The sequence below is a fragment of the Phaeobacter sp. JH20_29 genome (genome assembly GCF_048056175.1).
GTDB classification, from domain to species: Bacteria; Pseudomonadota; Alphaproteobacteria; order Rhodobacterales; family Rhodobacteraceae; genus Phaeobacter; species Phaeobacter bryozoorum.
Genome location: NZ_JAYMWO010000013.1, coordinates 50,599 through 76,313 on the forward strand (window position 1 = coordinate 50,599; position 25,715 = coordinate 76,313).

Below are 25,715 nucleotides of genomic sequence, written 5' to 3' on the forward strand. Positions count from 1 at the left end.
GGCATGGCGGCCGGGATCTATTCCGCGGCTTCTTGTTTGGCGCTCATCGAGGCGATCACACGTTCGCCCCAACGCAGCTGCTCTTTCAGATCGTCAATTGCCTCGTTCAGCTCATCGCGCTGCCGCTCCATATCGGCGAGCCGGTCGCAGGCGATGTCATAGGTGCGGGTCAACTGCGTCAGCTGCTGGTCGCCCATATGATAGAGATTCAGAAGTTGCCGGATTTCCTCGAGGCTGAAGCCAAACCGCTTGCCGCGCAGGATCAGCTTGAGCCGGGCCTGGTCGCGTTTGGTAAAGAGGCGTTTCTGACCCTCGCGGATCGGGAACAGCAACTCCTTGGCTTCGTAAAACCGCAATGTACGCGGCGTAACGCCGAACTCATCGCACATCTGGCGGATGGTCTTGGTTTCATCGGTCATCGTCGTAACTCATAACTGCTGGGTTGTGAGACTAAGGTGAGCAGCTTGCCCGTCGTTTACAACAGCAACTTGACGTTGACGTAAGTTGAACGCTGCGTCACTTTCCGAGGTGACGTAGGATCCACTGGACTGACGTAACGTTACTTCGTTTCGGGTTTGGCTATCAGCCCTTAAAATAGGGCGATCGTGCAAATTACCGACAAAATTATCGGGCTTTTTCGCGTGGATTATGTTCGATTTTTTTGATTGAAACATCAGTCACATGGACGGCAGATCACGCGCTGACGAGCCCGCAGAACGGAAAACGCCCCACCAGTTGGCGGGGCGTTGAGTGTCAAAAGCGGATCCAACCTGACGCTTGGTCGGCTGGGATCAGGCGTCTTGTTTCAGCAGGTTGAGCGTGGTGGCTCGCAGATCGTGGAGTTCCTGAAGCGCTTCGTCGAGCTGTTCGCGCTGCTTGCGCAGCTCTTCCATCTGGCGGTCGGCCATTTCGACAAAGGCGCGATTTTGAGCCTCATCGCCCTCGTTTTCATAGATCAGCAGCCACTGGCGGATCTCTTCGAGCTGGAAGCCGAACTTGCGTCCCCGCATAATCAGCTTCATCCGGGCCCGCTCGCGGGCACCGTAAAACCGCGACCGGCCTTCGCGATCGGGTTGCAACAATTCGATGTACTCATAGTAGCGAAGCGTGCGCGGGGTCACGTCGAATTCGCTGCACATCTCCTTGAATGACAATTTCTGTTCGGTCATTCCGTATCTCCCTTACCCGCAAACTAAGCACAACCGGCAAAGGGTTCAACCGCCGGGGTTGCTCTTCGGCCAAGGTCTGGCCGATAAAGAGGAAAACATAGGAACGGGGAAGCCCATGGTCGACAAGACGCAGCTCGCGCGACAGTTCATAGAAGCCATCCCGCATGCGCAGGAACTGGGGATGACCCTCACGGAACTGGGGGATGGCACGGCCGAGATCGTGATGCCCTATGATGAGAAACTGATCGGCGACCCGGAAACCGGGGTGATCCACGGTGGCGCGGTGTCGGCGCTGATGGATACCTGCTGCGGCGCGGCGGTGATGTGCCACCCGTCGGCGCCGGGCGGCACCGCCACGATCGACCTGCGTATCGACTACATGCGTGCAGCCACTCCCGGGCAGCGGATCGTGACCCGCGCGACCTGTCATCACATGACCCGCAACGTCGCCTTCGTCCGTGCGACGGCGATGGACGAGGATGAGGCACACCCCGTCGCTACGGCGGTTGGCGCCTTTACCGTGGAGGCAAAATTTTGAGCCGCCCCCGTCCCGAACCCGTTCAGGTGGTGAAGCAACGGCGCGACGCTGCCCTCGCCGCGCTTGTGGAATCCGTGCCCTATGCGCGTTTTCTCAACATCACGTTTGATCGTCGCGGCGATGAGCTGACGGCGCAGCTAAATTTCGATCACAAGCTGATCGGTAACCCGTTTCTACCCGCCATCCACGGTGGTGTCACAGCGGCCTTTCTGGAGGTGACAGCCGTGATGACCCTGACCTGGGCCAACCTGTGGGAGCGCATCGAAAGCGGCACGCTCGATGTTGAGGAACTGGCCGCAGGTAAATTGCCACGCCAGCCGAAGACAATTGATTTCACGGTGGATTACCTGCGTTCCGGGCTGCCGCGAGATGCCTATGCACGCGCCTCCGTGTCCCGGTCCGGCCGGCGCTATGCCTCGGTCCATGTGGCGGCCTGGCAGGATCACAAGGACAAATTGTTCGCCCAGGCCACCGGCCATTTCCTGATGCCGCAGGAGGCGGCAAAACAGGGGTCTGCCGCGCCGGACTTCGTGGCCGATGCCGCGCCTCGGGACAAGGGATAGAACGCATGTCCACGGCCAGCGCCGAGGTGCCGGAACCGATCAGCCATGCGCGGGTGCTGAAGATTGCGCTGCCGATTGTACTCTCGAATGCGACGGTGCCTATTCTGGGGGCCGTGGATACCGGAGTTGTCGGCCAGATGGGGCAGGCGGCTCCTATTGGGGCGGTGGGCATCGGTGCGGTCATTCTGGCGACGATCTATTGGATCTTCGGTTTTCTGCGGATGGGCACCACGGGTCTCGCCGCGCAGGCCCGCGGGGCTGGAGACTGGGCAGAAACGGGCGCGCTGCTCACCCGGGGGATCCTGCTGGCCTTTGCTGCGGGCCTTGTGTTCATTGTTGGACAGGTCGCGGTGTTCTGGGGGGCCTTTGCGCTGGCCCCTGCCAGTGCCGAGGTCGAAGGGCTGGCGCGGGATTACCTTCAGATTCGCATCTGGGGTGCCCCTGCGACCATCGCGCTATATGCGGTTACAGGCTGGCTGATCGCGGTTGAACGCACACGCGGTGTTTTTGCCCTGCAAATCTGGATGAACGGTCTCAATATTCTGCTGGATCTCTGGTTCGTGCTGGGGCTGGGCTGGGGAGTCGAAGGGGTCGCGGTCGCAACCCTGATCGCGGAATGGAGCGGTCTTGCGCTGGGGCTGTGGCTGTGCCGCGATGCCTTTGCGGGCAGCCAGTGGCGCAACTGGGCCCGTGTGTTCGATCCTGTGCGGCTGAAACGCATGATGCAGGTCAATGGCGATATCATGATCCGCTCGGTGCTGCTGACCGGATCCTTCACGACCTTTCTGTTCATCGGCGCCGATCTGGGCGATGTGACGCTCGCAGCCAATCAGGTGTTGCTGCAATTCGTTGAGATAACGGCCTTTGCGCTCGACGGTTTTGCCTTTTCTGCCGAGGCGCTGGTGGGCAGCGCGGTCGGTGCAAAGGCGCGGATGCAGCTGCGACGCGCAGCGGTGGTGACCAGCCAATGGGGCGTGGGCGGCGCAATCGCACTGGGGCTGCTGTTCTGGCTGGGCGGTGGTTGGCTCATCGATGTCATGTCCACTTCGCCTGAGGTGCGGGCAGCCGGGCGGGATTACCTGATCTGGGCTGCGATATTACCGCTGCTCAGTGTGGCCAGCTATATGTTCGACGGGATCTACATCGGGGCGACCTGGACTCGGGACATGCGGATCGCGATGCTGCAATCGGTGGCGATCTACGTTGTGGCCCTGTTGGTTCTGGTGCCGCTCCTCGGCAATCACGGGCTTTGGGCGGCATTGATGGTGTTGAACCTTGCGCGAGGTGCGACGCTTGGTCTGCGCTATCCACGGCTCGAAGCGCAGGTCGGCGCATAGATCGGGGATGGGCTGAAAGAGAGCAGCTGTGTTTCAGATGGCGACTGTTTCAGGCGGCCACTGTTTCGGGCAGCTCCTGTCAGAGCAGTTTTTTCAGCGCTTCGGTAGGACGGCCTATCACGGCTGCTGTTTCCGAAATGGCGATGGGGCGCTCAATCAGGATCGGATGCGCGGCCATCGCCGCGATCAGCGTTGCGTCATCATCCGATGGGCTGAGGTTCTGCTCCCTGAAGGTGGCATCGCCGCTGCGCATCATCTCAATTGCAGTGACACCCAGTTTGGCCTGAACCTCCGCCAGCTCTGCCTCCGAGGGCGCATCTTTCAGATAAAGGCGCAGGGTGACCGCTGTTGCGGCCTCCTCAAGCAGGGCAAGGCCCGCACGGGATTTTGAGCAGCGCGGATTGTGCCAGTAGGTGATCATAGCCAGTCCCCGCGTTTGCTGCCGACGGCATCTGCGACAGTGTCAAAACCGTCGCGGGCCAGCAGCTGGTCCAGCCCGCGCGCGATCTCTCCGGCCAATGACAGCCCGGCATAGACCATGGCGGTATAAAACTGGACTGCCGATGCGCCGGCGCAGATCTTGGCATAGGCCTGTTCGGCTGTGGAGATGCCGCCCACGCCAATCAGAGGCACCCGACCGTCCAGAAGCTGGGAAAGCTGCGCCAGAACGCGGGTGGATTTCTCAAACAGCGGCGCGCCAGACAGGCCGCCCGTTTCGCCACGATGTGCACTGTTCAGCCCGTCGCGATCAAGCGTTGTATTGGTGGCAATCACCGCATCAATACCGGTTTCAAGCGCCACCTCGGCAATATCCTCGATCCCAGCGCGGTCAAGGTCGGGGGCGATTTTCAGGAACACCGGCACCCGCTGGTCCAGCCCGTCCCGCGTCTCAATCACGCCGCTGAGCAGCGCTGACAGGGCGGCCTTGCCCTGCAGATCGCGCAGTTTCTCGGTGTTGGGCGAGGAGACATTCACCGTCGCAAAATCCAGATGCGCCCCACAATGGGCCAGCACCTTGGCAAAATCGGCAGCGCGGTCGCTGCTGTCCTTGTTGGCCCCAAGATTGAGGCCGATCACAGCATCGCGCGGGCGGGCCGCAAGACGCTGGCCGATCACGCTCATGCCGTCGTTGTTGAAGCCGAACCTGTTGATAGCCGCCTGATCTTCGGTCAGACGAAACAGGCGCGGCTTGGGGTTGCCGGGTTGCGGGCGCGGCGTCGCGGCCCCCACCTCGATAAAGCCGAACCCGGCCTGAGAGAGCGGGCGCAGTGCTTCGGCGTTCTTGTCAAATCCCGCCGCCAAGCCAACCGGATTTGGCAGGGACAGACCGGCGATCTCGGTCGCAAGACGCTGGGAGGTGACCGGGCCGGGGGCGGGCGTCAGCCCCAGTTTCAGCGCCTTGATCGACAAGCCATGGGCGGTCTCCGGGTCGCAGCGATGCAGCGCACCAAGGGCAAGACGTTCAACGAGGCTCACGCCATATCCTCCGGGAATTGATGGGTGCCGTCGACCAGCGGCAGCGGTCTCGCCCAGACCACATCAGTCATGGTCATCTTGCGGTAGAGATGGGGAAACTCGGCGCCGCCCCGCGACACTTCCCAGCGCAGGTCTAGCCCCAGCCGTTCGGCATCGACCGCAATCAGCCAAAGCCCGTCAACTCCGGCAAAATGCTTGGCTGCGGTCTCCTGGGACTGGTCGGCGGTGGAGAAATGAATGTAACCATCGCTCAGATCGATGGGGGCGCCGAGGGTCTCACCCTCTGCCTTAAGGGTGGTCCATTCGTCGGTGCGGAAGATTTTATAGATGAGCATGGCGCGGTGATGCCCTGCGCGCAGAGGTGAATCAAGGCTGAATATGATCGGTCTTGACGCAAAGACAGCACGGCGATGAATTTTTCCCCTTTGACTGCGCCCGCATTTCCCCTCACCATCCGGCAATAGAAAAATAATAAGGGAGTATGTTTCCATGATGACGCGTTTTCTGACGTCTGTTGCCGCGCTTGGCCTGACGGCCGGCGTAGCCGCAGCCGACTACAAGCTGACCATCCTGCACACCAATGACTTTCATTCGCGGTTTGAGCCGATCAGCAAGTATGACAGCGGCTGCCGCGAAGGGGACAATGCCGAGGGCAAGTGCTTTGGCGGATCGGCACGTCTGGTAACTGCGCTGGCGGATGCGCGCGCGCGCAGCAACAACAGCATTCTTGTTGATGGTGGCGACCAGTTTCAGGGCTCGCTCTACTACACCTACTATAAGGGCAAAGTTGCCGCCGAGATGATGAACAAGCTTGGCTATGACGGCATGACTGTCGGCAACCACGAGTTCGATGATGGCCCCGAGGTCCTGCGCGGGTTCATGGATTCGGTTCAGTTTCCGGTTCTGATGTCCAATGCCGATGTCAGCGCTGAGCCTGCCTTGGCCGATGTGCTGAAGAAATCCACCGTGATCGAACGCGGCGGTGAAAAGATCGGCCTGATCGGCCTCACTCCCGAAGATACGCCCGATCTGGCCAGCCCGGGCAAAAACATCACCTTCACCAACCCGGTTGATGCCGTGCAGGGGGAGGTCGACCGGCTGACCGCCGAGGGCGTCAACAAGATCATCGTGCTGAGCCATTCGGGCTATGCCGTGGATCAGCGCGTTGCGGCGGGCACCACGGGTGTGGACGTCATCGTGGGTGGGCACAGCAACACCTATCTTTCCAACACTTCGGAAGATGCTTCAGGGCCATACCCGACCATGGTCAATGATGTGGCCATCGTGCAGGCCTATGCCTATGGCAAGTTCCTGGGTGAGCTGAACGTGACCTTCGATGATGCAGGCAATGTCGTCGAAGCGGTTGGCGAACCTCTGATTATGGATGGCACCGTCACCGAGGATGCGGATACCGTCGCACGCATCGCCGAGCTGGCCAAACCGCTGGACGAGATCCGCAACAAGGTTGTGGCCGAGAGCGCAGAAGCTGTTGACGGCGACCGCGACAATTGCCGTGTTCAGGAATGCCAGATGGGCAACCTGGTGGCCGATGCGATGCTGGACCGAGTGAAGGATCAGGGTGTCAGCATAGCGATTGCCAACTCGGGCGGTATCCGTGCGAGCCTGGAGCCGGGCGAGGTCACGATGGGAGAGGTCCTGACGGTCCTGCCGTTCCAGAACACGCTCTCGACCTTTGAAATCACTGGCGAGGATGTCATCGCGGCCCTGGAAAACGGGGTGAGCCAGGTTGAAGAGGTCAAGGGCCGCTTCCCGCAGGTCGCTGGTCTGAAATTCACCTGGGATCCGTCGGTTGCACCCAATGAGGGCCGCATTCAGGAGGTCATGGTGAGCGAAGGCGACAGCTTCGTGCCGATTGATCCGGCCAAGACCTATGTTGTCGTGACAAACAACTACGTCCGCAATGGCGGTGATGGCTACAAGGTCTTCGCAGGCGACGACAAGAACGCCTATGACTTTGGCCCGGATCTGGCGGATGTCATGGCAGAGTATCTGGTCGAGAACTCCCCCTATAAGCCCTACACCGACGGCCGCATCAGCCAGAAGTGACCGGGCGCAGCTATTGCGCTGCCTCAACAATCCAGACTGGACCGCGCCGTATCTTCGGCGCGGTCTTTGTTTTTCCTGTCAGCTGCGGCATAACACCGTTATGGATCACCCCCTGATTGACCTTATCAACGCGCGTATCCAGAAGGCGGAGGCCGATGGCGCTTTTGACAACCTGTCAGGAGCGGGCAAACCGTTGCCACCGGTTGACGACCCGGGGAATGCGCTGGTCAACCGATTGATCAAGGAGAGCGGCGGTGTGCCGGAGTTCGTCACGCTGTCGCGCACGCTTGCGGTTCTGCGCCAACAGCTTGCCGATACCGGCGACCGTTCAAAACGCCGTGATATCATGAAAGAAATGACAATGCTGGAAGCCCGCATCGACCTTGCGCGCAAGGCCTATGGTCGATAACCAGCGTTGCACGCGATCTGGCTAGGGCGTTGACGGTGCTGTTCGGGTCCTGCGTCGGCAGCTTGTTATCCGCTACTCACCATATGGCTGCCGGGCCGTCTCCGCGCGATAGCGGGGTCAGAATTCCTTCTGCGAGCCTGTTTGCGCGCGGTGCGGAGCGCGGCGCAGCCGGTCGCCGATCTGGGTCGCCTTGGTCAACAATGTGGTGATCTGAACCTGCTCCGCCGGGCTGAGGCCGGTCAGGATTTCGGACTGTAGCGCCTCGACAATCGGCATGGCTTTGTTCAGGAGCGACTGGCCAGCCTCCGTCAGGGTGACAACGCGCGCACGTCTATCAGCTGGAGAAATATCACGCCGGATCAGCCCCTTGGCCTCTAGCCGGTCGATCACTTTTCCAAGCGTTGCGCGGTCATAGGCAATGCGGGCCGCGATTGTTGCCTGATCAACACCGGGTTCGTGGGCCAGGGCGTCAATCGCGGCAAACTGTACCGGTGTCAGGTCGATGTCATTGCGCGCCATATGATCCGCAAACAGGGCAACAGAGATCTGGTGCAACCGCCGGATCAGATGACCTGGGAACTGCAAGGTATCTATCTGTGGCTCTGCCATGTCCTGCCTCCCGCTGGAAAAAGCATCCAGTTCACATCCGGGAACCGGCTGAGATCGGTTTATAGATAGAATTTCAAACGAATCTTTGATCCATAATAAAATGTTTAAGGTATAAAGGGAATGCGACTTTTCCTTGCGCGCGCGGCGCGGTAGATCATCAGACATGGCCCTTCGTTTTACATCGCTATCCGAAATTCTCGATCAAGACTACGATTGTGTCATTGACGTGCGGAGTCCCGCCGAATTTGCTGAGGATCACTGGCCCGGGGCCATAAACCTGCCGGTTCTGGATAATGAAGAACGCGCCGAAGTCGGCACGATCTATGTCCAGCAAAGTCCGTTTCTGGCCCGCAAGGTCGGTGCGGCGAAGGTGTTTCGCAACGCTGCCGACCATATTGAGCAACGGCTGAGCCATCATCCGGGATCCTGGCGCCCGCTGGTCTACTGTTGGCGCGGCGGGCAACGGTCCGGCAGTTTTACCTGGCTGTTGCAGCAGATTGGATGGCGGGCGGATGTGGTCGAGGGCGGCTACCAAAGTTACCGCAGACTGGTCCATAATTATCTCTATAAAGCCGCGTTGCCGCATCGTTTCGTGGCGCTGGATGGCTACACGGGCACCGCAAAAACCGATATCCTCCAGCGTGTTGGACTGCTTGGCGCACAGGTGCTGGACCTCGAGGGGCTGGCACATCATCGTGGCTCGCTGCTTGGCGATCACCCAACCCCGCAGCCCAGCCAGAAGGCGTTTGAATCCGCATTGGCCGGTCAACTGGCACGGATGAACCCGAAACGCCCGGTGCTGGTGGAGGCGGAGTCGAGCAAGATCGGCGCACGGATCATCCCACCGCAGCTCTGGGCGGCCATGAAACAGGCTCCGCGGATCGAGATCCACGCACCCGTGGCGGCGCGTTGTCGATACTTGCTGGCGGGTTATGATGATATTCTGTCAAACACGGAGATGCTGCGCGTGCGTCTCGATGGGTTGCGGGCACATCGCTCCAATGCGGTGGTCGATGGCTGGTTGCAGAGGATTGCCGAAGGCGACAAACCGGCACTGACGGAGGCGCTCATCACGCAGCATTACGACCCCGCCTATGAGACTGCGCGCCGGGCCATCGGTGCCGATGTGATAACCACGCTGGGGGCAACCGACCTGCGGGGGCCAGATCTGGACCGGCTGGCCGCGGATCTGCGTCTTGAGCTGGACCGGCTATAGCCGCGACTTCAGATCAGCGTGATCGCGCCCGCAGAGCCGGTGATATGGCCGATGATCGCGGCCTCAGCTGCGTATCTGCGGAGTTCGGGTAAGAGCGCCTGGGCCTGATCGCGCGGCAGTGCGGCCAGCAGGCCACCGGCAGTCTGCGGATCGAACAGCAGATCCTGTGGCCCGCCGGTGGTTATCTGCGGCAAAAGCGCGGCATTCTCTTCAAAGAGCGAGGACCTGACCCCGCGTGCTGTCAGTGCGGCGGCACCGGGCAGCGCAGGAATTGCCCCAAGGTCCAGTTCAGCTCCAACAGCGGAGGCTTCGCAGATCCCCAGCAGATGGCCCAGCAGGCCAAATCCGGTCACATCGGTCATCGCATGTGCGGCGTGCAGCAGCTCGGCGGTCTTGTCCTGCGACTGGCTCATCGACGTCAATGCCGCGGCGACCCAGGCACCCTCGGCCTTTCCCACCATTTCCGCCGCCATGATCACCCCGGTGCCCAGCGGTTTTGTCAGGATCAGGGCGTCACCCGGCTGTGCCCCGGCCAGGGTGATGGGCGCCGCGTCGCATAGTCCGGTCACGGTAAACCCTATGGTCAGCTCGTCTCCCACGGAGGTGTGGCCACCAACGATCTCGGCGCCGGCTTTCCTCAGGATGTCACCGGCGGCAGACATGATTTCATCAAGAGTCCGGGCCTGAAGTTCCGCCGACAGTCGGGGCAGGATCAAGTTTGCGGTCGCGGCCTGCGGCTCGGCGCCCATAGCCCAGATATCGCCAAGCGCATGGACCGCCGCGATACGGGCCATCACCACCGGGTCGGCGGTAAAGGCCCGCAGGTGATCTGTGCTGATCACCTGCCTTTGCCCGCCCGTTATCAGCAGCGCGGCGTCATCACCGGGAAGCGGGGTGATGTCCGCGCGCTGATTATGCGGCTGCGATCGGAGCGTCGCCTTGAGCGTGCGCGCGCCAACCTTGGCACCGCAACCTCCGCACATCGGTTTATGGCCAAGCGCCTCTGGCAGATCATGGGTGTGTTCGGGGGGCAGCGCCGGCTGATCCATCTGCGGCAGATCACGGAACTGCGCCATGAAGCTCTGATCGATGTGATCTTTCCAGCGCCAGATCCAACCGCCCGAAAAGGTCTGTCCAAAGCGTTCTCCAACAGCGGTTTTGCCGCCCATCGAGATCAGTTTCAGATAGTCTTTCTGCGGGCGGTAGCGGCGCAGCGGATCCCGCGTCAGGCTGGCGCGCAGATTATGATAGAGGATCGGCGCCTGACGCACCGCATAGACCCCGGCCTTCGGACGCGGGTCGGGGCTGAAATGAGCACAGTCGCCGGTAGCAAAGACGCCTTTGCGATTGGTCTGCAAATAGGCATCAACCGAGAGAAACCCGTTGTGCAGGTCCAGCCCGGTTCCGTTGAGCCAGGGGTAGGGACGTGCACCCGCAGCCCCGGTTGTGAAATCGGACCGGATTGCGCGGCCGTCCGCCAGCAACACATGAGTGGCCTCGATCTGGGCAATCTTCGCGTGTTCTATCACGGTGACGTCAAGACCGCGCAGCGCAGCGCGCAGCCGGGCGCTGGACTTGGTGCCGGTGTCAGTCAGGATTTCGCTGCGATCAATCAACGTGGCTTGCACCGTCCGGCCCCGGGCCCGCAGCGCATGGGCCATGGCGAGGATCAGCTCCACTCCGGCCACACCGCCACCGATCACCGCAACATGGGCGGCGCTGTCGCCGTGCAGATACGCGGCCCAGCTCTCCGCAAAACGGCCGAGTGGTTTTGCCGGGATCGCATGGTCATCAAATCCCGGCATATCGGGCATGGCAGAGGTGATGCCCAGGTTGATTGCGGCAATGTCATAGGCAATTGGGGGGCGGCCCGAGACATGGACCTCGCGTCTATCGGTGTCGATGTGATCAGCCGCCCCGAGCACCAATCGCGCCCCGGCAAAGCGTGCCAGCTTCACCAGATCAATATCCAACGCCTCGCGCGCGTAATGCCCGGCGACAAAGCCCGGCAACATGCCGGAGTAGGGGGCGGTCGGACCGGGGTTGATCACGGTCAGGCGCGCTCCGGCGAGGGGCCGCATACCCCATTTGCGCAGCACCAGCGCATGGGTGTGGCCGCCGCCGATCAATACCACGTCTTTGGTCAGGGGGAGGGGGGCTGCGTGCATCATCTATGTGTCACCGGGCTGGGCTGGCTCACCCGGACAGGCTCCGCCCCGGATGAAAGACCCCCGCCGGACGGGCGGGGGCGCTGGGAGATCAGACCTCTGGGCCGATCACTTCGTTTTCGGGCAGTTTATGCGTCGCCCATATCTTATCTTTACCTGCGTCTGGCAGGCTGTCTGGCGTGTCGTGCCGGTGGATGTGAACCTTGGCAATGAAATTTGCCGTGATCGGCGCCGTCAGGAACAGAAATAGCGTAATCATCAGCTCATGCACCGACAGGTGGTATTCGTAGACGGCGGCATGGGTCATCGAGGCCAGCAGCACACCGCCAACGCCCAGCGTCGTCGCCTTGGTGGGCGCGTGCAGCCGGGACATGCGGTCGTTGAGCTTCAACAGGCCAAATGATCCCACGATACCGAAGATGCCGCCGATCACGAGAAATCCGGCGATCACGATGTCAAAGAACAGGTCCATGATATCTCCTCACTCGATGATATTGCCGCGCAGGATGAAGCGCGCATAGGCCACTGTGGACACGAAGCCCAGCATGGCGATGATCATTGCCGCCTCAAAGAAGATCTCGGTTCCCAGCGCCAGCCCATAGAGCACCATCAGCGCGATGGCGTTGATGAACATCGTATCCAGCGCCAGGATCCGGTCGGCAACATCCTCGGCGGAGACAACTTTCCACAGGTTCATCAGCAGCGACAGCGCAAAGCAGACAAACGCAAAGATTGCAGCTGTTTCGATCATTCGAAAATCTCCTTCAGGCGGCGTTCGTAGCGGTCCTTGATCTCGTCGCGCACTGCTTCGGGGTCCGGCGCGTCAAGGCAGTGGACCAGCAGCGCATGACCTTCGGCTGAGAGATCGGCAGAGACGGTCCCCGGGGTCATGGTGATGGTCGCTGCCAGCACCGTGATCGCTTCGGGTGTGCGCAGGTCCAGCGGGATCGTCACCCAATTGGGGTGGCGGCTGGCATTGGATTTGAACAGGACGATCTTGGCCACCACCAGATTGGCCACCACGATATCATAGAGTACGATGAGGATGTAGCCGACGATCTTCACCGGGCCTTTCATCTTCAGCTGTTGGGGCCAGTAGGGCTGTGTCAGGAAGGGGATCAAAACCCCGAGCATGAACCCGAAGACCAGCGAGTTGAGCGACCAGCCATTCACCAGCAACAGCCAGGTTGCGGTCAGCACCAGTGTCAGGATCGGGTGTGGCAGTACGCGGCGCATCAGCTTCATTTCAAAGCCCCCCAAGGACGGTTTCGATGTAGGCGGTTGGGGTGAACAGCTGGGCCGCCGTGGCGTCGGCATAGCGGGTCATCGGCCCGGCAAAGACGGTGAGCAGCACAATCGCCCCCATCAGCCCAAAGCAGACAACAAGCGGCAGGACCGGCGCCGCCGCTGGGGCTGCGGTGGCGTTGCCGTCGAGAAGATCCTCGTCACCTGCATCGGATGCGACCGTGCCGTCGGTTGCCTGCAGACCATGGCTTTTCCAGAAGATCAGCGTGCCTGCACGAGCCAGACCAACGATGGTCACAAGCGAGCCGAGCAGAATGACCGCCCAGATCCACCAGACCAGGTCATGATCGCGCGCGGCATCCATCACCAGCAGCTTACCGATGAAGCCGGAGACTGGTGGCATACCGGCCAGCGCGATAGCGGCGATAAAGAACATCACCGACAGCAAGCCGCTCTGCGGCATCAGACGAAGGGCGGCAATAGCACCGCCCTGGCGTTCCATGACCTGATCGGCAATCAGGAACATCAGCGCCGTCGCCAGCGTCGAATGGACGATGTAGTAGAGTGCGGCTCCGGTTGCGGCAGGGGTGAACAGGGCAATGGAAATCAGCAGTGTTCCCATCGAGGTGATCGCCCCAAAGGCGACCAGTCGCCCGATCTCGCGCGAGCCGAGGACACCGATGGCGCCGACGACCAGCGTGACCATGGCGGCAGGCAGCAGCCAATCGCCGACCAGCCCTTCGGTGATCGCAACATCCGGGCCAAAGATCAGCGTGTAGACTCGCAGGATTGCATAGGCGCCGACCTTTGTCATGATCGCAAACAGCGCGGCCACCGGCAGCGGGGCATGGCTGTAGGAGGCGGGCAGCCAGAAATGCAGCGGCAGCACCGCAGCCTTGATCGCGAAGACCAGCAGCAGCATGACCGCACCAACGCGCAGCAGGGCGGTTTCCTCGCCCGACATCTCGGCCACGCGCACCGCCAGATCGGCCATGTTCAGCGTGCCGGTGACGGCGTAGATCGTGCCGAGCGCAAACAGGAACAGGGTCGAGCCTAGGAGGTTATAGACCACATATTGCACGCCGGCCTGAAACCGCTTGGCGCCGCCTGCGTGGATCATCAACCCGTAGGAGGCAATCAGCAGCACTTCGAAGAACACGAACAGGTTGAAGGCATCGCCCGTCATGAAGGCGCCGAGAATGCCCATGATTTGGAACTGGAACAGCGCGTGGAAATTGGCGCCGCGAGAATCCCAGCCGGTGCCAATCGCGTAGAGCACGACAGCCAGCGCCAGAACCGATGTCAGGACGATCATCATTGCCGACAGGCGATCCAGCACCAGCACGATGCCAAAAGGCGCAGGCCAGTCACCCAGCTCATAGACCTGCACGGTGCCGTCGGCGGCCTGCGCTGCCAGCGCCAGGGTCAGGCAGAGCACCAGCAGGCTGCTGGCGACCGAGAAGATCCGTTGCAGGTCCAGATGGTAGCGCAGGACCATGATAATAAAGGGCGCGACGATTGCCGGCAGGACAATCGGCGCAATCACGAGGTGGTTCATGCGTCATCTCCTACTTTGGCATCATCATCGCTGAGATTGATCCGGTCATCCTGCGACGACAGATAGGCCCCCAGCGCAATCATCACCACAACGGCCGTCATGCCAAAGGAGATCACGATCGCGGTCAGCACCAGAGCCTGCGGCAGCGGGTCGGTATAGGGGACCTCTTCGTATTTATTGAGGATCGCAGGGGCGTTGGTCATCAAGCGGCCAGTGGCAAACAGGAACACGTTCACCGCATAGGAGATCAGCGACAGCCCGAGGATGACGGGAAAGCTGCGTCGGCGCAGGATCAGGTAGATGCCGGCCGCGGTCAGGACGCCCACGGCCGAAGCGACTAGAATTTCCATAGTCAGCCCTCGTTCTCGGTCATGGCCACGTCATCGCGGGCCGGGTTGATATCCATCGCGTGGGTGCTGTCGGTGCCAGGCTGCCAGGCAAAGCGTGACAGGCTCTCCAGCGCCAGCAGCACAGCGCCAACAACTGCCAGAAACACGCCAAGGTCGAACAGCGCAGCAGTTGCCCATTCAAATTCTTCCAGCGGTTCCCAGTGGATGTACCCAAAGGCGCTGGTCAGGAAGGGCTTGCCGCTGAACCATGATCCCATGCCGGTTGCGGCGGCGATCAGCACACCGGATCCGATGATGCCATGATAGGGGTAGCGCTGCCGCTCGGTCGCCCAGGCAAAGCCCGACGCCATATATTGCATGATGACCGCAATCGCCGCGATCAGCCCGGCGATAAAGCCGCCACCGGGCAGGTTGTGCCCCCGGAAGAAGATATAGGCCGCCACCATCAGCGCCAGCGGCATCATCACGCGGGTCGCCACCACCATCATCATCGGATGCGAGTCACCGGCCTGCGGCAGATCGGGCTTCCGGTTCAGCAGATAGGCCCGCACTCGGGTGCCCAGCACCGCCTCGGTCAGCGCAAAGATCACCAGCGCGGCAATGCCAAGAACGATGATCTCGCCAAAGGTGTCGAAGCCTCGGAAATCCACCAGGATCACATTGACGACATTGGTGCCGCCGCCGCCCTTGTAGGAGTTTTCAAGGTGGAAGCCGGAAATCGTCTCGCCGATGAAATCACGGGTCATCAGTGCATAGATCAGCCCCGCAACCCCAAGGCCTGAGATGCCGGCAATGGAGATGTCACGCAGGCGGGCGCCGGCAGAGCTTTCGACCGGGGTTTCCTTGGGCATGAAGTTCAGCGCCAGCAGCATCAGAATGATGGTGACCACTTCGACCGAAATCTGCGTCAGAGCGAGATCCGGCGCTGACATGTAGTTAAAGCCCATCGACACCACCAGTCCAACAACGCCGATCAGCACCAGCGCCAGCAGGCGGTTGCGGTGCATGGCAACCAGAAAACCGGTTGCGATCAGCAGGCTGGCCCAGCCAAGGATCGGGATCAGCCCGACATCCTGAAGGCTGCGGGTCGGCGCCGCCAATGTGCCGGATTGATAGGCATAGAAGGACAGTACCGCGGTAAAGGTGATCATGATCCCGGCATAGCGTGGCATCGAGCCGTTGTGCATACCGTCGGTAATGGCACGCGAAAGCCGTGTGAGCGCGCCGATCAGCGCCTCGAAAATCACCTTCGCCTCCGGGCGCGGTGCGGCATCCCACATACGCATCAGCGGTTTGTGCAGCATCAGCAGGACGACACCCCCGGCAACCGCCGCCATCGACATATAAAGCGCCGGAGTAAATCCGTGCCAGAGTTTCAGCGAATAATAGGGCAGTTTCTCGCCACCAATCACGGCAGAGGCCGCAGTGGCCACCAACGGCCCGACGATCTTGGCAGAGAACAGGCCGATCAGCACGACAAGACCAACCAGAAACGCAGGGGCCAGCCACATGCCGGTGCCGGGATCATGCGGGGTCGCAGGGTAGTCGTCACGCCTTGGCCCGAGGAAGACATGGGCGATGAAGCGGAACGAATAGGCGGCGGAGAACAAGGCCCCCAATAGCGCTAGACCCGGCACCAGATAATGTGAACCCGCCCAGACCGTGTGAACGGTTTCCTCCAGCATCATCTCCTTCGACAGGAAACCGTTGAAGGGCGGAACGCCAGCCATCGACAGGGCCGCGACTGTGGCGATGGCAAAGGTGATCGGCATCAGGTGCCGCAGGCCGCCCAGCCGTTTGATGTCGCGGGTCTGGGCCTCGTGGTCGACAATGCCCGCGCTCATAAACAGAGCCGCCTTGAAGGTGGCATGGTTGATGATGTGGAAAACGGCGGCGACGGCAGCAAATTTGGTTCCGAACCCCAGCAGCATGGTGATCAGGCCCAGGTGGCTGACGGTGGAAAACGCCAGAAGCGCCTTCAGATCATCCTTGAACAGGGCAATGATCGCCCCCAGCACCATCGTGATCAGACCCGTCGTTGCGACGATGTAGAACCATTCCGGCGTACCGGCCAACACAGGCCACATCCGCGCCATCAGGAACAGGCCTGCCTTCACCATGGTTGCGGAGTGGAGATAGGCCGACACCGGCGTCGGTGCGGCCATGGCGTGCGGCAGCCAGAAATGAAACGGAAACTGCGCCGACTTGGTGAAGGCGCCAATCAGGATCAGGATCAGGGCCGGCAGATAGAGCGGCGAGGCCTGAATGACCTCCTTTGCGCCCAGGATCACGGTCAGATCATAAGACCCGACGATATTGCCGAGGATCAGCATGCCACCGATCATGGCAAGGCCACCGGCGCCGGTAACAGTCAGCGCCATTCGCGCGCCCTGACGTCCTTCGGGCAGATGCTTCCAATAGCCGATCAGCAGGAAAGAACTGAGCGACGTCAGCTCCCAGAAGATCAGCAGCAGCAGAATGTTGTCCGAGGTGACAATCCCCACCATCGCGCCCTGAAATAGCAGCAGATAGGTGTAGAAATTACCCATCGGATCCTCGCGCGACAGGTAGAACCGGGCATAGAGGATGATCAGCAGGCCAATTCCAAGGATCAGCCCGGCAAAGAGAAAGCCCAGGCCGTCGAGAAAGAAATTGGCATTCAGCCCAAGCGCCGGCAGCCAGTCGAATTGCGCCTGAATAACTTCGCCGCGCATCACCGCCGGGGCGTGCAGCATCAGTCCGACAAACGCGAGCAATGTTGTCAGGCCTGCCGCCGATGCCGAGGCATTGCGCCCGGCACGGATCAATAGCGCGGGGAATACCGCGCCGAGAAAGGGCAGGGCTGCAATCAGGAACAGGGACACGTGCGGTTCTCCTCCATGCACAAGGCCAGATCGTTTGGTGCCTAAGCAATTTTTCGCAACTGTGCCAGCCCCGACCGCGCCTGCAAACCCTGCAAAGGCAGCGATCCGGTGAGTTTTTTGCCCGCCGCAGCAATTTGGCGCGGCCCGGTGTCAGGTTGACAACAACTTGATCACCATGCGGGATGTCTCAGGCTGAACACTTTGCAGGAACCTGCTAGGTCTTGGGTCATGTAGGACGGCGCCGGCAGCGCGGGGAGAGGCCAGATGTCGCATTCTCAATCAAAACGGTCAGATAACTCCGGCCCTCAGACTGATGGCGCGGACAGGGACCCGGCAGCTGAGGCGGAGGCGGGTGATCCGTTGATCTCGCGGCGTCGATTACTGCAGGCCGGTGTGGCCTTCGCCGGGATCGCCATTGCGGGGGGCGGTGGGTATACATGGTGGCGCAGGCAACCCCCGGCCCATGACCGTCCCCGCCTGTCGGTTGAGGACGCATTTGCCAGGGCCAAGGCGGGGGAGCTGATCCTGGTAGATATCCGCACACCGCGTGAGTGGCGGGCCAGCGGTGTGCCAGTGGGCAGCCATCAGATCGACATGCGGCGTGAGGATTTTCTGGCCGCGCTTGATCACGTCACCGGTGGTGATCGCAGCGCGCCGCTGGCCCTGATCTGCGCGCGCGGTGTGCGCTCCGCCCGGGTGACGCTGGCGCTGGACGCGGCCGGTTATACAAATGTGATCGACGTGCCGGAGGGGATGCTCGGCTCCGCCGCCGGACCGGGATGGCTGCGTAGCAATCTGCCGGTCGCGCGCTGGACGGGGCAGGGCTGATGAAACAGGTGATAGCAGGTATGTGGCGCCTCTGGCCGGGCGTAAGCGTTGCTCTGTCGGGCCTGCTTTTCGGCTCGGCGCTACAGGCTGGATGCGGGCCCCTTGCCGATGCCTGCCAGATTGACGGGGGCGACTATCACATCGTGCTGCCGGATACCGGCGATGAGAAAGCGCTGCCGGCGGTGATGTTCCTGCACGGCTACGGCGGGTCGGGTGAGGCTGCACTGCGCAATCGCGCGATGGTCGATGGGTTGAACGATCGGGGCTACGCGGTGATCGCCCCCACGGCGCTGCCGCGCAATCCCGGTGGCCCTCGCTCTTGGGCGTTCTTGCCGGATTTCGGTGGTCGCGACGAATCCGCGTTTTTTGAGGCGGTGCTGGCAGATGCTGAACATAGGTTTAATATCGACCGGAAATCCGTTGTTTTATCAGGATTTTCCGCAGGCGCCTTCATGGTCAGCTATCTGGCCTGTGCAACCCCCGATCAATTTGCCGCTTACGCAACGATTGCGGGCAGTTTCTGGCGGCCGCAGCCTGAGAGCTGCACCGGTCCGGTGCGTTTGATGCACACTCACGGATGGCGCGATGAGGTGGTGCCACTGGAAGGCCGATACCTTGGCAATCGTCGTTTTCAGCAGGGAGATATCTTTGCCGGGCTTGAGCTGTGGCGCGATACCAACGGCTGCACGACACACGCGCCAAGCCACAGCGGATCTGAAGGTGGCACCCTGAGGCGCCGATGGGCCTGCGGTACAGGCGCGGATATCGACGTGGTGCTTTTCGACGGCGGGCACCGGGTGCCGGAGGGCTGGGCCGCATGGCTTGCCGATTGGTTCGAGGATCGCCCGCTGTCGCAGTAGTGCAACATGTGGCGTCGACGGGGTGGCTGTGGATTCTCAATAAAAAATTCCGGAGAAACCTGATGGTTCCTGCCGGAATTTTCAATTTAATGCAAATTGTGGATATTTTCGCCTGAACTGTCTTTTTTACTCAGCGGCTGTGGGATGGGCGGGGGATCGCTCCAATGCCAGGCGCAACCTGTCCCGTCTGGCACGGGCGATGCGGGTGATGCGGGGCTCGTTATGGACCTCACGGGTGGCCAGAAGGGCTTTGGCAAAGCGCTGCAACGGTACGCCCGACAGGGCCGAAAGGGGCACCGCAAGGATCAGCGATACGGCGATTGGCAATAGCCAGACGGATACCACGCCGGCAAGAATCCCCGTCCACAGCGCGATGCCGCTGACGGTTTCCAGCGCGTGGCAGGTGAACAGCGTGCGCCAGGAGTAGCTGCCACCGTCGCGTGCCTGCGGCGCCCATCCCTTTTGGAGGCCAAAGGCGGTGCGCAGCACCGCGATCATCTGCTGAACCATCAGGATCGGCGCATAAAGGATCGCGAGCAGGATTTCCGTCAACAGTGACAGGGCAAAGGCGCCCGCGCCGCCATAGTCGGAGAAGCGGCTCCCGGTCATCGGCAGCGCCGCCACGGCCAGAAGCTTTGGGGCGAGCAGCATGGCATAGATGAGCAGGATCACCAGCACATGGCGCGGCTCTGACATGTCCGGCCAGGAGGGCATCAGCGGATTGGTTTCACTGAAATAGGTCAGGACCGAAGCTTCCTCGCCACGTCCGATCAGCGCCCAGATCACCAGCAGGGCGAACCAGACTGGCGCCATCAGGTAGCCGATGGCCCCATGCAGCAGATGAAAGCGTGACAAGGCGCGAAACCCCTTGGCGTTGAGCAGGTTCAGGTGCTGTAGATTGCCCTGACACCAGCGCCGATCCCGCAGCACGTGATCAATCAGCGTCTGCGGAGTTTCTTCGTAAGACCCACGAATGCGGGGCAGGAACTGCACGCTCCAACCGGCGCGACGCAGCAGCCCGGCCTCCACGAAATCATGACTCATGATCAGCTTTTCACCACCAAAGACAGAGCGCAGCGGCGGCAGCCCTGCACAGGCGGCAAAGGCACGGGTGCGGATGATCGCATTATGCCCCCAGTAATTGCCTTCATGCCCTGCCCAGCGGGCCAGACCTTCGGCCAGAGCCAGGCCGTAGACGCCATTGGCAAACTGCTGCATCCGGCCAAAGACGGAATGCGCACCGATCAGCTGCGGATAGCTCTGGATCAGACCTGCGCCGGGATCACGAGCCAGCGCGTCGGCCAGATGGGCAATGGCGCGCCCGGTCATCAGGCTGTCGGCATCGAGCACCAGCATGGCGTCCCAGCCGGCGCCCCAGCGGCGCACCCAGTCGGCGATATTGCCGACCTTGCGTCCTGCGTTGTCATCGCGGCGCCGATAATAGAGCTGGGCCCCTGCGGGGAGCATACTGCGCAGGGCCTCGACACTGGCACGTTCCTCTGCGGCGATGGCATCGTCGCGGGTGTCGGACAGGATGAACATTGCATAGTCATGGACACCGCCACGGGCGTGCAGCTCTTCCAGCATGGATTGGGCATTGCCAAGTACATACCAGGGGACCTCGTTGTAGATCGGCATCAGGAGCGCGACCTTCATCCGCTGCGGGCGGCCTCGTCCCAGCGCGCGGGGGCGCTGGGACAGGCCCCAGAGACCCAGAAGAACGGTAGAGACCGAAAAGCAGATCCAGAAGAAATTGAACGCGATCAACACCAGAAGTGCGACCTCCAGCATGGAAAACCCGTCTGCCGCGAACCAGTCCTTCATACCCCAGGTCAACAGCCCCGTAGCGGCCATCGCCGGAGAGAAGGCCAGAACACGCCATAGCGCCACCTGACGCTGGCTTGACTCGCTGGGCTGTCCGCCAGTTGCCGCGCTGTCACCGGGTAAGGGGCAGGCGTGATCCTGAAAATGGGCACCGAAATTCTGCTCTGGCATAGCCAGCGGTTGTTCCGGTGGGGTCAGGGAGAAATTGGTCATTTGGTCCACCGGTAAAGCCAGACTTCGGAGGCGGGCTGATCATCCTTGCGCAGTTCAGCGCGCAATTCGACGTGGTCGCGTTCGCCCGGGTCAAAGGCAAAGGCCAACCGCACCCCGCCAGTTTCCGGGTTTTGCTGCAAGACGCCTTCGGTTGGGGTGACATGAGGTGACGTGATATGCGCCTTTAGATCATCAACGCCACCGGCAAACAGCGGATGGGCGGCGAAATCGATGGTGATGATCCGACCCGGATCACCAAAGATGCGCGCGCCCGCAGCGGTGTTGATCACCTGTGGCACCGGCAGATCCGGGCCGTTGCCCCAGGTCAGCCGATAGTCAATGGCAATCTCTGAGCCAGGGGCGTAGCTGTCGCGGGGGCGCCAATAGGCCACGATATTGTCGTAGATTTCCTTGTCCGCCGGGATTTCGACCAGCGTGACGGCGCCTTTGCCCCAATCACCCTTCGGCTCAACCCAGAGCGCCGGGCGCTGGTGATAATGCGCTTCCAGATCCTCAAAATCAGACAGCAGCCGCGGGCGCTGCATCAGGCCAAAGCCACGCGGGTTTTCATCGACAAAGGACGACAGCTGCAGCGTCTTGGGGTTGGCCAGTGGGCGCCACAGGGTCTCGCCGTTGCCGTTGACCACCAGCAGACCGTCGCTGTCGTGAACCGCAGGGCGGAAATCGTCAAACCGGTTGCGATTGGTCTGATCAAACAGGAACATCGAGGTGAGTGGTCCAAGCCCGATATTGTCCAGTTCCGCACGTGCAAACAGGCGCGCCTCGACATCCATCACCGTGTCTTGCCCCGGCAGTATGTCAAACCGGTAGGCCCCGGTGACAGACGGCGAATCCATCAGCGCATGGACGATCATGTTCTTTTGGCCAGGAACTGGAGCTTCGAGCCAGAAGGTAATGAATTCAGGGAATTCTTCGCCCTTGGAGGTAGCGGTATTCACCGCCAGGCCGCGCGCCGACAACCCATAGGTATGTGCAGCCCCGATGGCCCGGAAATAACTCGCGCCCTGGAATACGCAGAATTCCGTTTTCTTGCCGGGTTCCTTCAGATCGGTACGCAGTCGGAAACCGGAGTAGCCGAGGCTGTCGTCGACGCTGAGGTCGGGGGCTTTGTCGGTTTTGTCAAACAGCGACAGGTCAAAGGCCACCGGCTGGGCGAGGCCGTTATCCACGGTGTAGATCTCGACCGGGCGCGGGAAATAAAGGCCGGGCAGAAAGAAATCGACATTGTAGCTGCGCGGGGTCTTCGACCAGAGCGCATCGCGGCTGCGGAACCAGCGGGTCTGGTATTCCTCATAGGTCTGCTCCTGCCAGTCCTGCGGCACGCTGGGCCGGGGCGCATAAGGGGCGGCCGCCAACTCGCGCGCCAGCGTCACAACCGTTTCGCGCGAGAATGCAGGGCCTCCGGTCGCACGCGCAGGCGAGGTCAGCGCGGCAAGCGCAAGCGGGGCCGTGCTGGCCAGGGCGGTTGCCAGAAAGGTGCGTCGCGAGAATTCTTTCATCTCTTGGTTTTCCATGGATGTGATTTGAACCAGGCAGCGATATAGGCGCAGCCGATGATCAGGCCAAACCCGGTGAGGTTAAAAAATGCAGTGGTCATGATCGACCTGTCGGTGAGATCCATGGCAAAGCCCAGCAACCGGGCCAGCGCCATGGAAAACACAAAGACCGCAAGCGATTGCTGACCGACTTTGGTGATCAGCGACAGCAGCACGGCCCAGATCCGCGCGGGTGTGGATTGCCCGGAGGCGATCAGACGGCGACCGCCTTCGCCCGCAACCACCCAGCCGAGGTAGGCCAGCGACAGGAAATGGCCATAGCGCAAAAGGCCAAAGTCGGTTTTTTCCCGCCATTCGGCTGTCAGCTGCCAGGTCGGTCGGATCAGCTCCGCCAGACCGGTGTTCCAGGCTTCGACCCAGAGGAAGACTTTCCAGGAGCCGAAGGGCGCTAGCAGGAGCAGATAGGCCGTGGCTATGATCATCAGTCCGCGTGAGACCGGCGGGGCGGGCAGCCAGCCTTTCATGAAGGCAAAGCCGGTGAAGAACAGCAGCTGCCAGCCAAAGGGGTTGAAAAACCATTCGCGGCTCGACCAGGGTTCGGCGGAGAGCGACAGCCCATTCGGCCCGAGGCCGATCATATACGGGTTGGCCAGCAGCCAGATCGCGATCGAGGTGGCCGCCACTGCCCAGACGCCGACGCGTTCCAGCCCCATCATCAGCGGCATCAGCCCCAACACGACGAGATACATCGGCAGAATGTCAAAGTAGTTTGGCACGTAGCTGAGCGTCATCAGCCCAACCAGCTGCGGCACCGGGTTTTCAAAGAACGGCAACAGGTTCAGCGAGGCAATATAGCTCTTGTCAAAAGCCCCGTAGAGATCCAGCGCCGCCATGGTGGTGGCGAGAAAGACAAACAGGCCGATATGGGCCCAGTAGACTTGCCAGCAGCGAAACACCACGCGCGCGCTGCCAATTAGCCAGCCGCGGCGGGCAAAGGTGCCGCCAAAGGCGATGGCCGAGGCCATGCCCGAACAGAAGACAAAGATCTCCGTCGCGTCGGAGAAGCCAAACCGGGCCGGAATCCAGCCGGTCCAGCGGTTCCCGGGAATATGAGCGCACAAGATGATGAACATCGCAATGCCGCGGTAGAAATCCAGCCGGGGATCGCGAAGCGCGCGGGTCTGCGCGTCCGATTGCGGGGCAACCGGGCGATTGGCCACTGGAGTGGTCTCGGTGCCCTTGGCACCGGGAAAGGGCGAGATGGTCGCCATAGGCTGTTGTGTCCTTACTTTTGTTATTCTGCCGGGACGCTTTGCGCGCAGGGCGCGCCACGTCCGGCAGCGATCAGTGCGCGGCGCGCCTGTGCATAGCTGTCCTCGGCGCCGCCCCGCTGGGCGCGCCGCTCGTTGAGGATGGCCTCCACCGCGTCCAGACGCCCCGCGCGGATGCCCGCATCAATGGTCACGCGTTCGAAAACGTCCCGCTGGGCATGGCTGCCCCCTGCCAGTTGCAGGGAACTGCGTCCGCTGGCGAGATAGCCGAAGGCTTCGCTGTAGTTACCTTCGCCAAAGGCCTCGAGCCCCAGCGCAAGGCCGCAGCCTGGCGTTGCCATGCGGCCATCGCTCTCGCTGGCGCCGCGACGCGCATCAGCGTGGATCCGCTGCACCAGCTGACCAGCCTCAACCTTGCGATCATCGCCCACCAGTGCCAGAAGATAGTGAAGATCGGCAAAGATCAGGCAGCCGTCTTCGGTCCGGTTGGCACAGAGTTCTGCGAGTTCTTCCCAGCGGTCGCCGATTGCAACGCCCTCTAGCTCCAGCCGCATCAGCAGTGAGGTGGCGTTGGAAATGTCACGGTAATCATCGGTTTTGTCTTTGCGGATCTCGTGATCGTATAGCGCCAGCACCTGTTCGGTCTGCCCCTGATCCAGATGCATCAGCGCCTTGTGCCACCAGACGTGGTAGCGAAAGTTGTTGCAATGCGCCCAGGCCTCTTCGCGACCGTTCAGCCAGTCAAGCCCGGCACGGGAGTTGCCCGTCATATCATGGACATGGGCCACCGCATGCAGGCCCCAGGCATCATCCGGTGCCATCCAGAGCGCCTGACGCCCGGTTGCTTCGGCCAGGTCATAAGCGCCGGTTTCCTCAAGCGAAAAGGCGTGGCATCCAAGCAGGTAACCGCGTCCGGCGTGATCCGGCGCATAGGCGGGCAGGACCCGCTCGATCGACCGGCGCATACCGGCGCTGTCGCCCAGGATGAAGCGGATCGCGTGGCTCAGCTTCATCGCCAGCGCGTCCTCGGGGTGGCTGCGCAGCACGGTCTCCATCTCTGCAATCGCCAGCGATGGACGGCCCTCCAGCCAAGCACCGAGCGCAGCGATATAGTGGCGTTCGCGTGGCAATGCACCATCCTCGGCGGCCTTGGCCGCGGCATGGGCGTCCCGTGCGGCCTGCATCAGTTCTGCCCGACCCAGCAGCAGCACAAACATGCCCTTGGCCGCCTGGGCCATGGCAAACTCCGGTGCAGCCTCCAGCAGGGCGCTCAGATGTTGCGGCGCGGCAGCGCCGTGAGACAACACCCCCATCTGAACGCAGTTCCAGTTCTCGAGCGCCGCGGCGTTTGTCAGGCTGGTGTCCTGGCCAAAAATATCTTGCATCATCGTTTGTCCGATCCGTGTCAAAAACGAAAGCAGAGGTGCTTTGTCGTCGAGCCTAAAGCACGGCCGCGCGTCTCGCGATGCCCGCTCGCGGTTTGGTGAAGCGGCGTGTGCAATCTCGCCGGATTAATGGGCCAACCATATTGATTGACAGCGATTTCCCGCATTTTTTGTAATCTGGCAAGCCCGTGCAGCGCGACTTTGGCCGAAGACCGCCAGTTTCTGTAACACTCGGCCAGATCCTGCCG

25 protein-coding genes are annotated in these 25,715 nt (G+C 61.5%); 8 read left to right on the forward strand and 17 right to left on the reverse strand.

Annotation, left to right across the window (positions count from 1 at the left end; all coding sequences use genetic code 11):
• Positions 1–17 precede the first annotated feature (17 nt).
• Complete coding sequence (locus VWZ85_RS09965) at positions 18–419, reverse strand: MerR family transcriptional regulator (protein WP_340545274.1); 402 nt, start codon at positions 417–419, stop codon at positions 18–20.
• Between the two features lie 372 nt (positions 420–791).
• Positions 792–1,169: a MerR family transcriptional regulator gene (locus VWZ85_RS09970; RefSeq protein WP_340545275.1), complete on the reverse strand. Its 378-nt coding sequence runs from the start codon at positions 1,167–1,169 to the stop codon at positions 792–794.
• A gap of 115 nt (positions 1,170–1,284) precedes the next feature.
• Here VWZ85_RS09970 and VWZ85_RS09975 point away from each other — a divergent pair, with 115 nt between their 5' ends.
• Genes VWZ85_RS09975 through VWZ85_RS09985 form a run of 3 tightly spaced genes read left to right on the forward strand, consistent with a single transcriptional unit; the run spans position 1,285 to position 3,607 of the window.
• Positions 1,285–1,707 carry a PaaI family thioesterase gene (locus VWZ85_RS09975; RefSeq protein ID WP_340545276.1) on the forward strand — a complete coding sequence of 141 codons (423 nt, stop codon included), beginning with the start codon at positions 1,285–1,287 and terminating at the stop codon, positions 1,705–1,707.
• Positions 1,704–2,270 (forward strand): PaaI family thioesterase, encoded by a 567-nt coding sequence (locus tag VWZ85_RS09980; RefSeq protein ID WP_416588117.1) that lies wholly within the window; start codon positions 1,704–1,706, stop codon positions 2,268–2,270. The genes VWZ85_RS09975 and VWZ85_RS09980 overlap by 4 nt, the downstream gene beginning before the upstream one ends.
• Before the next feature lie 5 nt (positions 2,271–2,275).
• Entirely contained in the window at positions 2,276–3,607 is a 1,332-nt protein-coding gene (locus VWZ85_RS09985; protein ID WP_416540322.1) for an MATE family efflux transporter, read from the forward strand.
• 79 nt (positions 3,608–3,686) lie between these two features.
• Here VWZ85_RS09985 and arsC read toward each other — a convergent pair whose 3' ends face one another.
• The 3 genes from arsC to VWZ85_RS10000 are packed head-to-tail and all read right to left on the reverse strand — an operon-like array spanning position 3,687 to position 5,418.
• Entirely contained in the window at positions 3,687–4,028 is a 342-nt protein-coding gene (gene arsC, locus VWZ85_RS09990) for an arsenate reductase (glutaredoxin) (RefSeq protein ID WP_416588121.1), read from the reverse strand.
• Positions 4,025–5,083, reverse strand: coding sequence for a quinone-dependent dihydroorotate dehydrogenase (locus VWZ85_RS09995; protein WP_416542427.1), 1,059 nt, complete (start codon positions 5,081–5,083; stop codon positions 4,025–4,027). Before VWZ85_RS09995 ends, arsC begins: the two co-directional genes overlap by 4 nt.
• On the reverse strand, positions 5,080–5,418 hold the full coding sequence (locus VWZ85_RS10000; protein WP_416553478.1) for a DUF952 domain-containing protein: 339 nt from the start codon (positions 5,416–5,418) through the stop codon (positions 5,080–5,082). The genes VWZ85_RS09995 and VWZ85_RS10000 overlap by 4 nt, the downstream gene beginning before the upstream one ends.
• A 154-nt stretch (positions 5,419–5,572) precedes the next feature.
• On the opposite strand from VWZ85_RS10000, the gene VWZ85_RS10005 reads away from it, so the two are divergent.
• Positions 5,573–7,150: a bifunctional metallophosphatase/5'-nucleotidase gene (locus tag VWZ85_RS10005; protein WP_340545282.1), complete on the forward strand. Its 1,578-nt coding sequence runs from the start codon at positions 5,573–5,575 to the stop codon at positions 7,148–7,150.
• A gap of 100 nt (positions 7,151–7,250) precedes the next feature.
• Positions 7,251–7,559, forward strand: a complete 309-nt coding sequence (locus tag VWZ85_RS10010) for a DUF1992 domain-containing protein (protein WP_416588124.1) — start codon at positions 7,251–7,253, stop codon at positions 7,557–7,559.
• A 117-nt stretch (positions 7,560–7,676) separates the two neighbouring features.
• Here the strand turns inward: VWZ85_RS10010 and VWZ85_RS10015 are convergent, their stop codons facing one another.
• Positions 7,677–8,168 (reverse strand): MarR family winged helix-turn-helix transcriptional regulator, encoded by a 492-nt coding sequence (locus VWZ85_RS10015; RefSeq protein WP_416536217.1) that lies wholly within the window; start codon positions 8,166–8,168, stop codon positions 7,677–7,679.
• 163 nt (positions 8,169–8,331) lie between these two features.
• Between VWZ85_RS10015 and mnmH the strand changes: the two genes are divergently transcribed.
• A complete protein-coding gene (gene mnmH / locus VWZ85_RS10020) occupies positions 8,332–9,384 on the forward strand; it encodes a tRNA 2-selenouridine(34) synthase MnmH (protein WP_340545285.1) in 1,053 nt (350 codons plus the stop codon).
• Between the two features lie 8 nt (positions 9,385–9,392).
• Here mnmH and selD read toward each other — a convergent pair whose 3' ends face one another.
• The 7 genes from selD to VWZ85_RS10055 all read right to left on the reverse strand — a co-directional run bounded on the left by selD (position 9,393) and on the right by VWZ85_RS10055 (position 17,569).
• Positions 9,393–11,552 (reverse strand): selenide, water dikinase SelD, encoded by a 2,160-nt coding sequence (gene selD, locus VWZ85_RS10025; RefSeq protein ID WP_416588817.1) that lies wholly within the window; start codon positions 11,550–11,552, stop codon positions 9,393–9,395.
• Positions 11,553–11,643: 91 nt separating this feature from the next.
• Complete coding sequence (locus VWZ85_RS10030; protein WP_340545286.1) at positions 11,644–12,024, reverse strand: Na+/H+ antiporter subunit G; 381 nt, start codon at positions 12,022–12,024, stop codon at positions 11,644–11,646.
• Between the two features lie 9 nt (positions 12,025–12,033).
• Positions 12,034–12,303: a K+/H+ antiporter subunit F gene (locus VWZ85_RS10035; RefSeq protein ID WP_014874349.1), complete on the reverse strand. Its 270-nt coding sequence runs from the start codon at positions 12,301–12,303 to the stop codon at positions 12,034–12,036.
• On the reverse strand, positions 12,300–12,797 hold the full coding sequence (locus VWZ85_RS10040) for a Na+/H+ antiporter subunit E (RefSeq protein ID WP_340545287.1): 498 nt from the start codon (positions 12,795–12,797) through the stop codon (positions 12,300–12,302). The genes VWZ85_RS10035 and VWZ85_RS10040 overlap by 4 nt, the downstream gene beginning before the upstream one ends.
• A gap of 1 nt (position 12,798) precedes the next feature.
• Positions 12,799–14,355 (reverse strand): monovalent cation/H+ antiporter subunit D, encoded by a 1,557-nt coding sequence (locus VWZ85_RS10045; protein WP_416588125.1) that lies wholly within the window; start codon positions 14,353–14,355, stop codon positions 12,799–12,801.
• Complete coding sequence (locus tag VWZ85_RS10050; protein ID WP_340545289.1) at positions 14,352–14,705, reverse strand: Na+/H+ antiporter subunit C; 354 nt, start codon at positions 14,703–14,705, stop codon at positions 14,352–14,354. Before VWZ85_RS10050 ends, VWZ85_RS10045 begins: the two co-directional genes overlap by 4 nt.
• A 2-nt stretch (positions 14,706–14,707) precedes the next feature.
• Positions 14,708–17,569, reverse strand: a complete 2,862-nt coding sequence (locus tag VWZ85_RS10055; RefSeq protein WP_416588127.1) for a monovalent cation/H+ antiporter subunit A — start codon at positions 17,567–17,569, stop codon at positions 14,708–14,710.
• A gap of 264 nt (positions 17,570–17,833) precedes the next feature.
• Here VWZ85_RS10055 and VWZ85_RS10060 point away from each other — a divergent pair, with 264 nt between their 5' ends.
• Together VWZ85_RS10060 and VWZ85_RS10065 are read left to right on the forward strand one after the other, a co-directional pair.
• A complete protein-coding gene (locus tag VWZ85_RS10060; protein WP_416588129.1) occupies positions 17,834–18,397 on the forward strand; it encodes a rhodanese-like domain-containing protein in 564 nt (187 codons plus the stop codon).
• A complete protein-coding gene (locus VWZ85_RS10065; protein ID WP_416540315.1) occupies positions 18,397–19,257 on the forward strand; it encodes an alpha/beta hydrolase family esterase in 861 nt (286 codons plus the stop codon). The genes VWZ85_RS10060 and VWZ85_RS10065 overlap by 1 nt, the downstream gene beginning before the upstream one ends.
• 126 nt (positions 19,258–19,383) lie before the next feature.
• On the opposite strand, the gene mdoH is transcribed toward VWZ85_RS10065, so the two are convergent.
• The 4 genes from mdoH to VWZ85_RS10085 are packed head-to-tail and all read right to left on the reverse strand — an operon-like array spanning position 19,384 to position 25,470.
• On the reverse strand, positions 19,384–21,294 hold the full coding sequence (gene mdoH, locus VWZ85_RS10070; protein ID WP_416588131.1) for a glucans biosynthesis glucosyltransferase MdoH: 1,911 nt from the start codon (positions 21,292–21,294) through the stop codon (positions 19,384–19,386).
• Positions 21,291–22,814, reverse strand: a complete 1,524-nt coding sequence (locus VWZ85_RS10075) for a glucan biosynthesis protein (protein ID WP_416588818.1) — start codon at positions 22,812–22,814, stop codon at positions 21,291–21,293. Before VWZ85_RS10075 ends, mdoH begins: the two co-directional genes overlap by 4 nt.
• On the reverse strand, positions 22,811–24,082 hold the full coding sequence (locus tag VWZ85_RS10080; RefSeq protein WP_416542416.1) for an OpgC family protein: 1,272 nt from the start codon (positions 24,080–24,082) through the stop codon (positions 22,811–22,813). The genes VWZ85_RS10075 and VWZ85_RS10080 overlap by 4 nt, the downstream gene beginning before the upstream one ends.
• Before the next feature lie 23 nt (positions 24,083–24,105).
• A complete protein-coding gene (locus VWZ85_RS10085) occupies positions 24,106–25,470 on the reverse strand; it encodes a tetratricopeptide repeat protein (protein ID WP_416588134.1) in 1,365 nt (454 codons plus the stop codon).
• Between the last annotated feature and the right edge of the window lie 245 nt (positions 25,471–25,715).